We start from the raw sequence: 15486 nt of genomic DNA on the forward strand, positions 1-15486 counted from the left end.
TATGAGAAAACTGCACGCAATCCTACTAACACTGACAGTCGTCACCGGCCTCGCTGCCTTTGTGCAACCGGCTGAAAAATTGCCGGTTAAGGCCGCCGCGAAAGCGGTGATGACGGCTGATTCGGTAAAGAAAGATCCGGAAACGGGGATGGCCATGGATGAACAGCTTATGCTGGTAAAAGCACATTGTACGTCCTGTCATTCGCCGAAACTGATTATCCAGAACCGGTTTACACGGGACGGCTGGAAAGAGAAAATACGCTGGATGCAGCGGACACAGAAACTTTGGGACTTAGGTGAATCGGAACCCAAAGTGCTGGATTATCTGGTCAAATATTACGGGCCGGAGCAAAAAACATTCGACGGAAGGCGAATGCCGTTGAAAGAGGTGAAGTGGTACGAATTGAAAAGTGAGTAATGTCAGTAAAGCATTTTTATCAGACACTCTATCAGGGCGACCAGCTGTTCCGGCTGGATGAACGCATGTTTGCGGGCGTAAATCCGGAATACAAAGGCGTGATTCCGGCGGCCACCGAACCGGTCGCTCAACCTGAGCTGTCTGAGCCGGTAATGGTTGTTGAACCGGTAACCATTGCGCCGCCGGTTGTGATGGACGTAATTACACCGCAGCCAGTCGTGGCCCGGCCTATCGTGGCTCGGCCTGTCGTGGTCCAACCTGCCGTAGTCAGTCCGGTTGTAGCCCCGGAGGTTGAACCGGAACCCGTACCGATGCCAGTGCCGGTAGTACAGATACAGCCCGCGCCGGTGATTGCCGTTGCCCCTGAGCCGGCACCGGTGCCGCAACCGCCGGTATCCCAATCAGCACCGCCGGTCATTAATCAGAAAGTGTTGATTCTGGCGGATGAAGAGCTGACCGCCAGTGATTTATTGTTCCTGGAAAAAATTCTGAAAGCCGTTAATCTCAATCTTGACGGGGTTGAACTGCTGAATCTGCACCGCATCGGGCACATTGACTTTGCGGATCTGCTGCGCGGAAAGTACATCCACCACTTCATTACGTTTGGGGTACCCTTCCGCAAGATCGGGCTTGACATTATGATGGATCGCTATCAGCCGGTCCGCTTCGAGGGCATTTCGTTTCTGATGGCCGACTCCTTGCCAACCGTGGAGGCCGACCAGAACCTGAAACGGGCGCTCTGGAATTCGCTGAAACGTGTTTTTAGCCTCTAGACCGCGTTTTTTGGCCCGATATTGGCGGGATTTTTTCATATTTAAGCGCCGAACGATAGAGGCTGACATACCGGAAAGCCGCTTACCGGCTGGCTGTCAGGTAATTTTGGCCTGTTCTCCGGCGTTATACACAAAGAGCAAATCGGATAAGTAGCCGATACGATACGATGACATTGACTGAACGATTCAGGAATTTGTTTCGACCAGCAGGTAAACAACAACCAAACATACCGGTGACGGTTGTGGCAGAACCGGCCCCGACGGGTAACACTGTCCGGCCCGTGCCTGTCCCGTTGCCGTTTTCGGACAAACAGGAAACCATACATGTACCGGCTGATGTGCCGGTGGTAGCTGATACTGTACCCGCCTGGCTTGAAGACGAAGATCTGCTGCGCGACGAAGCGGTGCTGTTTGGCTTGTCAGAAGCCCGCGCCGACGAAAAAGTGGCGCTGATCAAACATTATTTTGCCCATCGCACGGCCGATCTGGAGCGTACGGTCGAACGGTATAACGAGCAGATCGGGGAACTGAACCTGTTCATTGAACAGAAAGAAAACCTGATCGGTGAGCTGGAGCACAAGCATTCGGGCCTCGAAAACCGGCAACCCGCCGAGCATCACCTGCCCCGGACGCTGGCTGGCCTGGCCATTTCGGTGGTCATGTGTACAGGCAATTATTTTCTGATTGCCGATACGCTGCTGCCTGCCTTTCCGCGCAACAGCGCCCTGATTTCTATTGGTGTGTTTCTGGCGGGTATGTTTAACCTGTTCAGCCGTACCTCGTTTTTGCACGAGACGTCAGCACCCGTAACGCCCCGCCGCCTGCTGGAAGAAGTGGGTTTACCGCTGGCGGCTTCGTTTTTTGTGCTCGTGCAGGCGCTGCAAACCCAGCCGGTGCTGAATGCGGTGGCCTTATTTGTCTTTATCTTTTTCCTGTTTTTGCTGGCGGGTAAATTGCTGCTAGGTACGTTGACCGTCCTGCACCGCGACCTGCGTACGCATGCCACTAATCAGTTACTGGACACGGATAAACGCACAAAACTGGCCGGTTGGGAATCTGAAATCCAGCAGCTGAAACGGGAGATCGACGACATCCGTGCGCAGAAGTGGCAGATACTCCCTAACCTGAACCGCGCTGAGGCCAGTCTCGACCGGTTGAACGCCCGGCGCGATATGCTTGTTAGTCTGTTTATCAGTGAGTTTAATCTGGCCCGGCAATTACGATCGCGCCTGACCGAGAAGCAGCAAAAGGAAATTCTTGACGGTCAGTAATCGCGGTGCTGCCTGGCATAATCGTATTTTCAGATGGAACCAACACAGAATCAGGATTTTCAGCATGGCTATAGCAGTGGTGTTGAAGGGGTTGACCGGACCAATTTTGAAGGGTATCTGTCCAGTCAGGTCAATTATGAATGGCTGACCGAGCAGACCCGTCACACGCGTGAGGAGCTACAGAAAGTAGAACAAACGCTGGCCGAAGCAACCGAAAATCATAAAACAACCTACAGTCAGTTGCAGGATCACCTGCTGAAGCTGAGTGTACAGTCGGCCCGGACCGAACGGCTGAACAACGACCGTAAAGCCATTGATGATGAACGCGAACGGTTGCAGGTTCGCCGGGATAAGGCGTCTCCCGACTACTCCTTGCTGGGCGGTTTGCTGTTTCTGGTGGCCGGTATTGCCTTTGTGGCCGGTGACCTGATCATTTCGCACGAGATTGTGGCCTATGCGCTCAATATCCGGGACACCAACGAGGCATGGGCCTTTGCGGTCGGTCTGGCGATGGTATCGATCCTGCTCAAACCGGCTTATGACCGGCTTATCGAAAAGCCCTATCAAGAAGAACCTGAAAAAAACCGTTCGAAGTACGAGAAGTTTAAACTGGCTCTGGCCGTGTTCTCTATCCTGACGCTGGCGGTACTGGGCTGGTTCCGGTACGAAGCTTACCGGACCGATCAGCTGAAGGCGGCGATCAATAAATCGGTGCGGCAGCTCCAGATTACGGGTGCGCCGGTAGACGCGACCGGAGCGGTGCAGGAGTTAAGCCCTGCCGTGATGAGCAAAATCGAAAAGCAGCTGCAGGAGTCTGAGTCCCTGAATCTGGTGCTGGTAAACAGTCCGTGGGCATTGCTGTCGTTTGTGCTGAGCGGGATTCTGTTTGCGCTGGCGGGGGCGGTCTGTCTGGGCATTGCCTTGCCGGTCCTCTCGGCTTATTGGTTCCGCTGGTTACAGGCTGATATCCGGTTCTGGAAACTGCGCCGGCGCATGAAGCGGCTGAATAAAGAACTGATTCCGGCCGAACAGGAACTGGCCGCTCAGCTGACGCGTAAGTCGGTGCTGGAACATGAGCTTGTGCTGTTGCCGTCGCTGGACGAGTTAAAAACGAAACAGAAAACGCTGGAAGCTGAACTCCGCGATCTGGTGGCGGAAGCCCGGATTAGCCAGACTGACAGCCGGATCAATAGCTTCAACGACGGCTATGTAAAAGGGGAGGCGGCCCGTGGCGCCATGTCTGAGGAAGAATGGCAGCAGGTTAAAGCCGGGTATTTTTCGACGGCCAATCTGGCCAGCCGCGCTAAATCGGCCTCGCCCGAACGCGCCTTTACGGTGAACGGCAACGGTACCAAAAACGGCCTTCGCCCGCATCAGGCCCTGCGGAAATTTATTTCAGAAGACCTCTCGTAGAGACGCAACATTTTGCGTCTCATTTGCTCATTTTCGATAGGCAACATCTTGCGTCTTATTTTCGATAACCAACTCCCCGAGAGCTTTAAGCTCTCGGGGAGTTTTTAGTGTCTACAGCCTCTTCAACAAACTAACCGCTTCGTGATGAATTCGGGGGGCGGTTTCCGGCCCGACCGAGTTAACCTCCCCATACGGCGATTTCTGAAGCCCGTACGTAAACGGCGCTTCGGTATCCCACTGACTTTTCGGGACAATATATCCCAACTCATCATTCGCGAGGCCCAGGACAAACTTATATTTTCCCTTCATCAGATTCCGCAGCGGGGGCGTTTCAACCGGCGCAATGCCAAAGTCACCACCTTCAGGCTGCTGCACTCCGCCATTGGCAATTTCCGGATACAACTCACCCGGAATGGTCAGGAAGCTGGCTAATGGCCCGGCTGCCGAATTGATCGTAAAGCCGGCAATCTCGGTCCGGAGATTGCCCCAGCTGCTATACCCGAATTTCAGCAGGCCGAGGGCCACGCCAAGTTTAAACATATTGTTGTCGAGCGGCAGCTCAAACGTATGGGCCAGCAGGCGGATGTTGATGGCTGAAACGGCTTTGCCCGTATCGCTTTTCAGGGCGTTCAGGGCCAGATTCGCCAGTTGACGGCCCTCAGCGTCGGCTTTCTCAAACGAAGGTTCCAGGATCTGTTTACCGGTTCGCGGGTCCTGCACCGGTTGGCTGGGATGGGTCGTCATTAACCCACCGACACAACCGGACGCATAGACCACCGTGCCGCCGAGGTCTTTTTCTAGGTAAGTCCGGACATAGTGCGGAAAGTCGGAGGTGATGTCGAGATTTTTGCTCCACAATGTTTCGGGGTGGTTGCCCCAGACCACCAGTGAACCCAGCGTACTATCCTTGTCGGCGGCCAGCGCCTGCATCATATACAGGCCCGCGTCCTTGACAACCGGTTTGCGGGTATCTTTAATCAGCGTGTCGGCCCCGCTCAGGTCCTGTACAAAACGCAGCCGTGCCGGTTGCAGGCCCCTGGCGGCTTCCGTAATCGCCTTCACTACCTGCTGCTCAATGAACGCCTGGTACTCCGCGTTCACGCCGGTTTTAAACATGCTTTCACCCCACATGCCGAGCATGTCCGGGGCTTCGTGGTTGTGTGTACTGCAGACGATGCTGTAGGTAATGCCCGCTTCGGCCGGTAGTGCTTTCCGGATACTGACAACGTTGTTGTGAGACAGCCCCAGTACATCGACGGCCGCAATGGCCATCCGTGTCTGCCCGTCGTCGATCACGACGGCCCGTACCCAGAGGTCGTCGTGAATGCCGTTGGCAGGGCGCTGGCTATGGAAGCCGGCCATCCAGAACGCATCGAATTTGCCGTTGTTATTGCGGTCCTGATAGGTGTCGCCATCCTCCTCCGAATATTTGGCGTCGTTGTTTTTATCCGTCCAGGTATCGGGAAGCGCCGGGGTAATTTTCAGGGCTGCAAAACCGGCTTTTACCCCTTTGGGTGCAACCGGTTTTATGTCGAGGTTGAGGCTGTAGCCCGGCTGCCGGTCGCGGCTACGATACAGAAAGGTGCCTCCGCAGACAAGTAGCAGCAGGACAATAATCAGCAGAAAAATCCGGAAAAAGGTACGCATCGGAGCGAATGGTCAAGGCGTTAGAATAAGAATGATACGCCTGAACACGGCTGACAGGCTATTGGCCCGGCTGGATTTACAGGAATATATACCAATACAGGCCACATGGCTACCGTAACAACCATTGTTTTCCCAAAAGACAATGCTTTTACAGTGTCACGTAACTTTCAGCAGGTTCTTTGGTCGGGCGGATTTCGCTGGGATACAGGCCAAACCGTTGCTGGAAGATGCGGGAGAAGTACGAAACCTGCTGAAAGCCCACCGCATAGCAGGCTTCTTTTACCGTACTTACCTTGCCGTTTTCGAGCCATTCTCTTGCCGATTGCAGGCGTATTTCCTGAATAAACTGATTCGGCGTAAATCCCGTATTGACTTTAATAAGCCGGTAGAGCTGACGTTCGCTGACATGGATGAGGTCGGCCAGCGAACTATTCTTAAAGTCCGTATCCGACAGATTGGCCTGAATATGTTGTTCAAGGGCTAATAACCAGTTCGCTTCCGGTTCGGTTCTGCCAGCAATAGGCGTTTCCTGGTTGTCGGACGTAAGCTGCCAGGTAGTTTGTTCGCGGCCTCGCTCGAGCAGATTGGCAATGCGCGTCAGCAATTCACTGCCGACAAATGGTTTGGTCAGAAAATCGGCAACGCCCAGTTCCAGTATTTTTAGCCGCAGGTTTGCATCTGTCCGGGCGGTAAGCATGATCAGCGGGATGGTGTTCAGCGTGGGGTGTCTGCGAATTTCACCAATCAGCCCCATACCATCGAGCTCCGGCATCATCATATCGGTGATAATGAGCTGTGGTAATTCGTCCGGGCTGCAACTAGTCAGCCAGTCAATGGCCAACTGTCCGTTCGCGGCGGTTCTGGTTTGGTAATGAGGCGTCAATAACGAGGATATATAGGCTGCCATATCCAGGTTGTCCTCCACAATCAGGATCCGGTCTGTAGCAGAAACCGGCCGGTGATTGGCGGCTACAGCAGCTGCCGGTTGTGGCGCCGCAACCGGTAACGCTTCCGGTGCAGTTGGTTGGGCCGGCGCGGCTACCGGTTGCAGCGGGTACGTCAGCGTAAAGGTGCTGCCAACGCCCGGTGGCGACTCAACCGTTAGCTGACCACCCCAGAGCCGGCAAAAATCGGCAGCAATGGCCAGACCAATGCCTGTGCCGCCCTGCAACGGAACATCCGGTCGGGACGATTGGTAGTAACGCTCAAAAATAAACGGTAAATCGCCGGGGTGAATACCAATGCCTGTATCCCGGACTGACATCCGGATCACGTCTGCTTCTGTACACAGGGACACTGTAATCTGGCCGCCTGATTTAGTGAATCGCAGTGCGTTGGCAATGAGGTTTTTAAGAATTGTGTCTACTTTTTCGGCATCCATCCGATACCATGAATCCGATTGAGGAATGTCAGCCTTCAACTGTACCTCATTGTAGGCTGCCTGTGCCGCAAACAGGCTAAGCTGCTGGCGAATAAGCACGGCCACATCGGTCGGTTTTTCCAGCAGCAGCAGCCGGCCTGCGTCAACTTTAGTCAGATCGAGCACGTTATTGACCAGCGTCAGTAGCTGGTAGGCATTGCGCTTCATGACTGTGAGCAGTTCAGTCGCTGTCGGATCGGTAACGTGTTTCGCCAGGTAGTTAATGGGCCCCATCAACAGGGTCAGCGGGGTTCTGAACTCGTGGGTTACGTTGGTAAAGAAACGGGTTTTCAGTTCGGCGTTTTCCCGGAGGCGGGCCGATTGCTGCTCAATCAGGATTTTGTCGGCTTCAATGTGCTGCGTCCGGCGCAGTACCTCTGCTTCCAGCTGCTCGTTCCTGGCTATCAGCTTCCGGGTACGCCAACGGACAACCAGGGTACCTGCGAGGAGAAACACGAACAGACCGGTCAGGTAAAACCAAAGCTGTTGATAAAAAGGAGCGAGGGCAGTTACCGGTATGGATAAAACGTCGGTAAGCCATTGACCGCCTGCTGCCTGTACACGCGTTTCCAGCTGGTAGGTGCCCGGGGGCAGGCCGATAATGTGCAGGTCCATGCCGGGCTGAACGGCCCAGGTATCCTGCCAGCCGCGGATACGGTACCAAAGCCGCGCATTCTTCGTGAATCGATAATCAGGTATGGCAAACGACAGTACAAACGACCGGTCGGTCGGTTGTAGCCGGACTTGTTTATTGGCCAGAAAATGGTTCAGCGTGTCGGTCATCAGGCCGGTTCGGGTGTCGAGGAGCTGGAAGTTCGTGACCAGCAGCGGGAAGGTATGCGGTAAGTCCGCGCCCATCTGGTCGGGTCTGAAAGCCGTTATGCCGTTGAGACCACCCAGAAACAGTTGTCCGTCCCTGGCTTTCCAGCGGGCCATCAGGTTGAATTCCTCATGGGCGATGCCGTCTTTCGGCATATAAATCTGCACCTGATGCGGCGCCTGTTTCCCGAAACAGGCTAATCCGGCATTGGTAGGCAACCAAAGCCGGTGCCGGGCGTCTTCGTCGATGCTGTAAATGGTATTATCAGGCAATCCCTGCCGTTGCGTGAAGACCTGTGTTTGTCCGGTCCGCCTGGTCCACCGGATCAGCCCTTCACCCCGCGTAGCCAGCCAGTAAACCCCTGGTTCATCACGGTCTGCATGCACCCAGTTAATCTGGGTAGCGGGCAGCTGAAACGGAGCAGGGAGTTGATCACTATACCGGGCCACAATGCCGCGGAGGGTATCCAGAAGGTACAGACCCGACGAGGCGGCGATCCAGATACCACCCGCCTGTTTGTCAGGAAAAAAGCCGTAGATGGCATTATGGGCCAGTTCCGGAAACCGGTTGTAACGCCTGAAAATCGAGCTTTGTCCGGTTTTCGGGTCAAAAAGGTTCAGGCCCGATTCAGTACCAACCCAGATCCGCTGCCGTCCGTCCTGCCAGAGGGCATATACGTAGTTAGGGGCTGGAAGCATAAATTCGCGGTGCTCGCGGGTTGCCGGATCGAGCCGGACAAGGCTGCGGGCCCCCGACCAGATAAAACCATCGTTCCCCCGAAGCATGGGATACATTCCCCGCACGGGATAGTTGTCAGGATTGGATATACTCCTCAGCGGTGTATACGCGTTGGTGGTAAGATTCACCCGCTGCGTAGTCGAGGAGTTGACCCATAATTCGTTTCCCAGTTGCAGGATGCCGCGAATCGCGAAGCCGGGCGACGAACTGGATTGAGCCGGGGTATACAAATAGCGCCTGAACTGACTTTTTTCGGCTGTAATCAGAAAAATCCCTTCCGAAGAGCCTGCCCAGACAGAACCCGTGCGGTCAATAAACAGGCTGGTCAGGTCGTGGGTGGTTGCCAGGGGAGCGCCGGCTGCACGGTCGTCGAATACGACGCCATGCGTCGGGTGCCAGGCAAATAGAACGGTTTTGGTCCTGACCCAGAACAGGTTGCGGAAAGCGTCGTAGGTGGCCTGTATACCGGTAAAATTTTCCTGAGCAGAGACCTGAAACAAACCTGCAGGGAGCGCAATGGGCAGGGTAGTCAGCTCTCCCGCCGGCGACATCCGGTACAGAAATTTGTCAAGCCGGGCCGGTTCCAGATGCGGCCAGGTTGCCGGTAACTCATAGCCCAGCACTTTCCGGTACAGATAAATTGCCCCTTTTTCATCGACGTGAAACGCAGCCAGCTGGTCCGGTAAGGGCAGTTGCCGCAGGAGTTTCCCGCTGGTGGAAATTTCCAGTAAACTGATGCGGTTTGTGATCAGGTCAGAAACCGTTGCCAGCAGGGTCCCGCCGGGAGTTTGATGCAGGTGCCGGATGCCGGTACGGTCAGACAGGCGGTAGATCCGCCGGACCGTACCGTTCCGGCCGATTTCCCAAAGGCCACGGGTGTTGGATTCAGTCGCGATATACCGGAGCGTTGCCTTAGCCGTATCCGATGATTCGCGGGTAGCGGGTTGAATAGCTTCATTTTGTAGCGGAAAGGGCTTTCTGAAAAGCGAATCGTATAAAACAGGTTCTGACTGGCCTTGGGGCAGTAGCGTAATCTGCCGGAAGCCACTGGGGTTGGCTGTGAAAAACCATTGATTACCGTCCAGATCCATTCCGGTAAGATCAAACACCTGGGTAGACGGCCGCCGGCCCGGCCCCTTTACCGCTGGCAGGGGCTTAAACCGGTTCCCGTCGAACCGATAAGCGTTTATGGTTGTACCTGCCCAGATAAAACCAGCCTTATCCTGACCAATAGCCAGTACGTTCCGGTTGTCAAAACCCGGCTGCTGCCCGAAGTACTGCACCCGGAAGATATAATCAGAAGCCGGTGACGTAGCGTGGATAACGGACTCTGCATAGCTCTGGCTAAAGACCGGGGCGTTATTAGCCAGTAATGCAAACAAAAAGACCAGACAGGCAGCCTGCCGGCAATTATATAGGAAGGAGGCCATTGCCTGTAAATGGTAAAGTTCTCGTTACGGTGGTGTCCCTTGTCGGAAACAACAGGTATCAAAAGTAACAAAAGTAACCATATGTTGCTTCACAAAGGGGAGGGTAAACCTCCTTTTTTGTGTTGTGGCAACCGGCCTGGCTCCGGACAGTGATTGCCACAAAAACGGTCATTTTTTATATTTAAATAGGATTAATGGTTACAATGGCAGGATTGTATACGTAGAATGGCAGGATTGTATGTGTATGTTTTCGGGCAAGTTTGCCAAACCCGCAGGACCTTTGCAGTGGCACTCGTACATCAGTTTCCTGCCAGTCCTGAATGGCAAACCGGAAAACCCACCGTAAGCGCGTGCCATCCATGTACTCTTAAAACCACTCGTAACTATGTCTCTGTTTACCCTTTATGTTTCTGTAAAAGCCCGCCTTCTGACCCGTTCACGGGCTGTGCAGGCGCTCCTGCTGATCTGTTTCCTTGGCGGGTTGGCCTCCGCTACTGCCTATGCACAGAGTGGCCCCGTTTGCACAACGTATACAACCAAAACCACCGGCAACGGCCTCGGTAGCAACGTGGTGAACGCGGTGTTTGCGCTGACTGCCACCGCTCCCGCCAGTAACACGATTTATGCCGCGACCGATAATGGCCTGAGCATCTCGACCGATGGCGGCAACACCTTTTCCAATAAAACCAAAGTAGCCAACGGGCTCTCGGATGATAGAGTAACTAGTGTATATGTGTTGAAGGGTACTTCATCGGGCAGTACCACCATCTATGCCGCTACCGATGCCGGAATAAGTATCTCGACGGATGGCGGCACAACCTTCACTACCAGACTGAATATTTCTGATCTTACGGGACTATTTGCCTTACCAGCAACTACAACGCCGGGTAGCGCAACCATCTATGGTGCATCTTATGGAAATGGAATTTATATATCGACCAATGGGGGTAATAACTTCGTGCAGAAACAAACCGGTAATGAATACGCCAATTTGTTTATTTCTTCTATATATGTCTTGCCGGCAGCCACGACACCAGGTAGCGCAACCGTCTATGCAGGCGGGCGATTCGGTGACTCGGCGTTCAATATTTCGACCAATGGCGGGAACTCATTTGTTCAAAAAGGCGAGACGGATGGATTTCTTGGCGGTGGTAGCGTATATTCTTCAGGAGGTACGTTTGTCTTACCAGCGGCCACGACGCCAGGTAGCGCAACCGTCTATGGAGGTTATTCTCGATTCTTGAATATCTCAACAGATGGTGGTAACAGCTTTAGCAGCGTAGAAGGCGGAACAAATGGTCTGGGAACAGGGCCGATAAGCGGGGTGTATGCCGTCGGCAGAACGGTGTATGCAGCTACCGGTAGTGGGTTGAGTATCTCGACCGATGGGGGCCAAACCTTCACCACCTACACCAAGGCTGCCAATGGGCTGGGCGATGATGTGGTGAATGACGTTATTGTAGCCGGCAATACAATCTATGCTGCTACCAATGGGGGATTGTCAAGCTGTGCGGCTCCGCTGCAATGCCTGGTGTTGGTTTCGCCCGCTTCTCAGACGATCACCTCGGGCGGGTCGGCCACGCTGACTGCTTCGGGCGCCACCAGCTACACCTGGAGCAACGGATCAACGGAGAATCCTTTGGTACTGACGGACGTTACCTCTGCGACAACCCTCTCGGTAACGGGAGTAACCGGAACTTGTTCGGCTACGGCGAGTGCGGCTGTGAGTGTATCAAGTGTTCCGTGTGGTAGTGCTTCGCAGAATATTACCGTTTCCGGAATTTCCGATTGCTACGCAGACGGGGAATATGCGCCCGACGGGCTCTATAATGGCGTGCAGCAGTGGTTAGATGGTCCGTCCTTCCAAAACTATATCCGATGGACAGGCTCTGAATGGGAGTTATATACACAGCAAGGAGGTTTCCGGTTAGCTTCAGCATCCGGTACGCCTGATATGGTGCCTTCAACCGGCTGGGTGAATGTCGAAGGATGTAGTGCGCCAACGATGAGTGGAGGTGCAGGCAAATCGTTAAATGGGGCTTCGATTACGGTTTCGCCCGCCTCGCAAACGATCACCTCAGGCGGGTCGGCCACGCTCACAGCCTCGGGAGCAGATAGCTTTACCTGGAGCAACGGATCAACAGCTAATCCGCTGATCTTAACAAACGTTACCTCGGCTACCACGCTCTCGGTAACGGGAGTAACCGGTGTCTGCTCCGGAACGGCCTCGGCGGCCATCAGCGTAACGGCGACCGAGCCGCCAGCTGCCTTGTCGGTAATCAGTCCGGCAATTGATCAGCCATTGCTGGTGCTGAGCACCGGCAACTGTCCCGTTACGTTTTCCGGGCAGGGATGGGGTAAGTCATTTGTAATCACCAATACCAGCGGGTATGTGTTCAGTAGCGTTTACCGGAATTTTATAGTCGGGAAAAACATATCAGCATCCGGCATCCATCAACCCGGAACATATACGGTGACCGTATCCGGTAATCCCGGACAAACACCGGTTAGCTATACGTTTTCAGTGACCGGAACGGGCTGCAACTGACCGGGCTGAATCGCTTATAATGCTCCCAACCCGCATTGGTTGTCTTGCACATCCTTGCATCGGGTTGGGGGCATTTTCCGTTTATGGGTATACCATACGAAATGCCTGCGGATTTGTCATGCGTTGTGCATTCCGCACAAAAGCCTGTGCGAAATGCAACGTGATGTGCGGTTTCGCACAGGTACTAAGTCCCTTGATAAGAAGAAATGGGTTGATAATTAATGGTTTATGGTTTGGCACTGCGTTCGCTATTAGAAAGAGCGTAACGCAACAAACCAATGGACAAAGAGTTATCACCTGAAATCACAAGCCGTTCCCGAACCCGCCGGGGTATAACGGTGGCCGTTATTGGCGTGGTGGTGGTGGCCGGTTTAATCTACTTCCGGTCATTACTGCAAACGTCGGTAGATGCCGACCGTATCCGCATCGGAACGGCTGGTGTGGGGCCGGTCGAAAATACCCTCACTGCAACCGGCGAAGTTATTCCTGCCTACGAACAAATCATTACCAGCCCCATCCGGGCAAGTATCCGCCGGATCTTACTCACACCCGGCGCACGGGTGAAACCTGGGCAGGCTATCATTGAACTCGATAAATCGCTGAGTCAGATCGAGTTTGAAAAGCTGAAAGACCAGCTGGAACTGAAGCAGAACGGCATTGAACAGCTCCGGATGAAGCTGAATAAAAATCTGTTTGATGCCGACATCAGCGATCAGATCAAAGCCCTGAACATCAATAAGCTACGGGCTGAGGTAGACGATGCCAAACGCCTGCTTAAAGTCGGCGGGAGTACGCAGGAAGACGTAACCCGTGCCGAAAACGCCCTCAAAATTGCCCTGCTTGAAAAGAAACAACTCGAAAATGAACTAACCTATAACCGGCAGTCGATGGGGGCGAGCCTGAAAGAATCACAGCTTCAGGCGCAGATTGAATCGACCAACCTCAAGGTGCTGGATCATAAACTGAAACAGGCCGACATTCTGGCCGACCGTGCCGGTGTGCTCACCTGGGTGAATGACCACGTCGGCTCGGCCGTCAACGAAGGCGAAATGCTGGCTAAACTGGCCGATCTGGGCAGTTTCAGGATCGACGGTTCGGCCTCGGATGTGTACGCCGATCAGCTGAAAACGGGGTTGCCGGTGGTGGTGAAAATCAACGATACTAACCTGCGCGGCACCATTACCCAGGTAAAGCCGAGTGTGCAGAACAACACCGTTCAGTTTGCCATTCAGCTCGACGATAACCGCCATACCTCGCTGCGGCCCAACATGAAGGTCGAGGTATTTGTGGTGACTAACAGCAACGCAAGGGCGGTCCGGGTAGCCAACGGACCGGTTTTTAAAGGCAAACGCCGGCAGTCGGTGTTTGTGCTGAGCGGCACCAACAAAGCCGTTCGCCGCGAGGTGGAAATCGGGCTGACGAGCTTTGACTTTGTCGAAATTAAAAGCGGTTTGCAGGCGGGTGAAAAAATCATCATCACTGACACGAGCGAATACGAACACCTGGAAGAACTCACCATTAACCCCGTCGACAAATGAGCCATGACCTGATTGCTGTCCGGAAGCTGGTTATGGTGCTGGCGGGCTGGCTGACACTTAACATGGCCGTTGCCCAGCCGCAACTGCTGACTCTCGAAGAAACGGTGCTGCTGGCCCAACAGCAGTCGGTGGCCGCGCAGCAGGTCCGGACGCAGTTTAAAACCAACTACTGGAAATACCGCTCGTTTCTGGCCGATTATAAGCCTCAGCTGAGTCTGGATGGCTACCTGCCGAGCTTTACCCGCTCCTATACGCAGGTGACCCAGCCGGACGGAACCATCAATTTCGTACCGATCTCGAACAACAATTCGCTGCTGAATCTGGCCCTGACCCAGAATATTCCGATGACGGGCGGGTCGGTATTTGTGCAGAAACAGTTGCAGCGGTTCGATGATTTTCAGCGCAACAACACGCTGTATAACGGGATTCCGTTTGCGGTGGGGATACAGCAGCCGCTGTTCCGGTTCAACACCATGAAATGGGACCGCAAAATTGAGCCGATCCGGTATCAGGAAAGTAACCAGCAGGCCATTGAGGGGCTGGAGCAGGTGTCGGTTAATGTGACATCGCTCTATTTCGACCTGCTTGTGTCGCAGGTAAATCTGCAGATTGCGGAGAAGAACCGCAGTAATAACGATACGCTGTACAAAATTGCGCAGGAAAAAATGAAGCTCGGCAAGCTATCACAAAATGACCTGCTACAGCTTCAGCTGGGATTGCTGACGGCGCAGAAAGACCTCGCATCGGCGCGGCAAACGGCGGAAGTGGCGACCCTGAAGCTGAAAACCTACATCGGCTACCGCGACCAGTCGGCGGCGCGGGCACTGGTGCTGGATATTCCGTCGCAGCTGACTGACTTTACGGTCGATATGGAAACGGCCCTGAAGCAGGCGTTTTCGAACCGGTCAGCGGCCATTGCCTTTCAGCGCCGCAAGCTCGAAGCCGACCGTGACCTCGACAAAGCCAAACGCGATAACGGCCTCAATGCCACCCTCAATGCTGCCTTCGGTCTGTCGAACCGGGGCCAGCGACCGACCGATATTTACCGGCAGCCGCAGGACCGGGAGTTTCTGGAGGTGCAGTTTACGCTGCCGATCATGACGTGGGGACGTGCTCAGGCCCGTACCGAAACGGCCCGCGCCAACCAGCAGTTTGTCGAACAGGCCATTCAGCAGGACCGGCTAACCTTTGAGCAGGAAATTTACACGCAGGTTACCCTGCTTCAGATGCTCCGGCAGCAGGTGAAACTCACCGCCGAGGCGGATAAAATCGGGAGTGAACGTTATCAGATTGCGCAGAACCGCTTTCTGCTCAGCGACCTGAGTGTAACGGATTTAGGGATTGCGACGCAGGAAAAAGACCGCGCCCGCCGCGACTATATTCTGGCCCTGCGGGATTACTGGCAGGCCTACTACAGCCTGCGCCTGCTGACATTGTATGATTTTGAACGAAACGAGAAACTCAAGTAAA

The 15486-nt window shown here is 54.2% G+C and carries 9 protein-coding genes; 7 read left to right on the forward strand and 2 right to left on the reverse strand.

Annotation, left to right across the window (positions count from 1 at the left end):
- Nucleotide 1: 1 nt before the first annotated feature.
- The 4 genes from AC23NW_RS16875 to AC23NW_RS16890 all read left to right on the forward strand — a co-directional run bounded on the left by AC23NW_RS16875 (nt 2) and on the right by AC23NW_RS16890 (nt 3875).
- A complete protein-coding gene (locus tag AC23NW_RS16875; protein WP_487450804.1) occupies nt 2-418 on the forward strand; it encodes a hypothetical protein in 417 nt (138 codons plus the stop codon).
- Complete coding sequence (locus AC23NW_RS16880) at nt 418-1191, forward strand: hypothetical protein (RefSeq protein ID WP_487450805.1); 774 nt, start codon at nt 418-420, stop codon at nt 1189-1191. Before AC23NW_RS16875 ends, AC23NW_RS16880 begins: the two co-directional genes overlap by 1 nt.
- A 194-nt stretch (nt 1192-1385) precedes the next feature.
- Nucleotides 1386-2462, forward strand: coding sequence for a hypothetical protein (locus AC23NW_RS16885; RefSeq protein ID WP_487450806.1), 1077 nt, complete (start codon nt 1386-1388; stop codon nt 2460-2462).
- A 33-nt stretch (nt 2463-2495) separates the two neighbouring features.
- Nucleotides 2496-3875: a hypothetical protein gene (locus AC23NW_RS16890; protein WP_487450807.1), complete on the forward strand. Its 1380-nt coding sequence runs from the start codon at nt 2496-2498 to the stop codon at nt 3873-3875.
- A 111-nt stretch (nt 3876-3986) separates the two neighbouring features.
- Here AC23NW_RS16890 and AC23NW_RS16895 read toward each other — a convergent pair whose 3' ends face one another.
- Together AC23NW_RS16895 and AC23NW_RS16900 are read right to left on the reverse strand one after the other, a co-directional pair.
- Nucleotides 3987-5522: a hypothetical protein gene (locus AC23NW_RS16895; RefSeq protein WP_487450808.1), complete on the reverse strand. Its 1536-nt coding sequence runs from the start codon at nt 5520-5522 to the stop codon at nt 3987-3989.
- A gap of 148 nt (nt 5523-5670) precedes the next feature.
- Nucleotides 5671-9930, reverse strand: a complete 4260-nt coding sequence (locus AC23NW_RS16900) for an ATP-binding protein (RefSeq protein ID WP_487450809.1) — start codon at nt 9928-9930, stop codon at nt 5671-5673.
- Between the two features lie 385 nt (nt 9931-10315).
- On the opposite strand from AC23NW_RS16900, the gene AC23NW_RS16905 reads away from it, so the two are divergent.
- The 3 genes from AC23NW_RS16905 to AC23NW_RS16915 all read left to right on the forward strand — a co-directional run bounded on the left by AC23NW_RS16905 (nt 10316) and on the right by AC23NW_RS16915 (nt 15485).
- The gene (locus AC23NW_RS16905; protein ID WP_487450810.1) at nt 10316-12478 is read left to right on the forward strand and encodes a hypothetical protein; all 2163 of its coding nucleotides are present in this window, start codon (nt 10316-10318) and stop codon (nt 12476-12478) included.
- 278 nt (nt 12479-12756) lie between these two features.
- Nucleotides 12757-14016, forward strand: a complete 1260-nt coding sequence (locus tag AC23NW_RS16910; protein ID WP_487450811.1) for an efflux RND transporter periplasmic adaptor subunit — start codon at nt 12757-12759, stop codon at nt 14014-14016.
- The gene (locus AC23NW_RS16915; RefSeq protein WP_487450812.1) at nt 14013-15485 is read left to right on the forward strand and encodes a TolC family protein; all 1473 of its coding nucleotides are present in this window, start codon (nt 14013-14015) and stop codon (nt 15483-15485) included. Before AC23NW_RS16910 ends, AC23NW_RS16915 begins: the two co-directional genes overlap by 4 nt.
- The last annotated feature ends 1 nt before the right edge of the window (nt 15486 follow it).

Source organism: Arsenicibacter sp. R0_47 (genome assembly GCF_057652235.1).

Excerpts from the sequence above, each read along its gene's own strand:
- AC23NW_RS16900 (WP_487450809.1), bottom strand. The coding sequence starts at position 9,930 with ATGGCCTCCTTCCTATATAATTGCCGGCAGGCTGCCTGTCTGGTCTTT.
- AC23NW_RS16905 (WP_487450810.1), top strand. The coding sequence starts at position 10,316 with ATGTCTCTGTTTACCCTTTATGTTTCTGTAAAAGCCCGCCTTCTGACC.
- AC23NW_RS16895 (WP_487450808.1), bottom strand. The coding sequence starts at position 5,522 with ATGCGTACCTTTTTCCGGATTTTTCTGCTGATTATTGTCCTGCTGCTA.
- AC23NW_RS16910 (WP_487450811.1), top strand. The coding sequence starts at position 12,757 with ATGGACAAAGAGTTATCACCTGAAATCACAAGCCGTTCCCGAACCCGC.
- AC23NW_RS16915 (WP_487450812.1), top strand. The coding sequence starts at position 14,013 with ATGAGCCATGACCTGATTGCTGTCCGGAAGCTGGTTATGGTGCTGGCG.
- AC23NW_RS16890 (WP_487450807.1), top strand. The coding sequence starts at position 2,496 with ATGGAACCAACACAGAATCAGGATTTTCAGCATGGCTATAGCAGTGGT.
- AC23NW_RS16880 (WP_487450805.1), top strand. The coding sequence starts at position 418 with ATGTCAGTAAAGCATTTTTATCAGACACTCTATCAGGGCGACCAGCTG.
- AC23NW_RS16875 (WP_487450804.1), top strand. The coding sequence starts at position 2 with ATGAGAAAACTGCACGCAATCCTACTAACACTGACAGTCGTCACCGGC.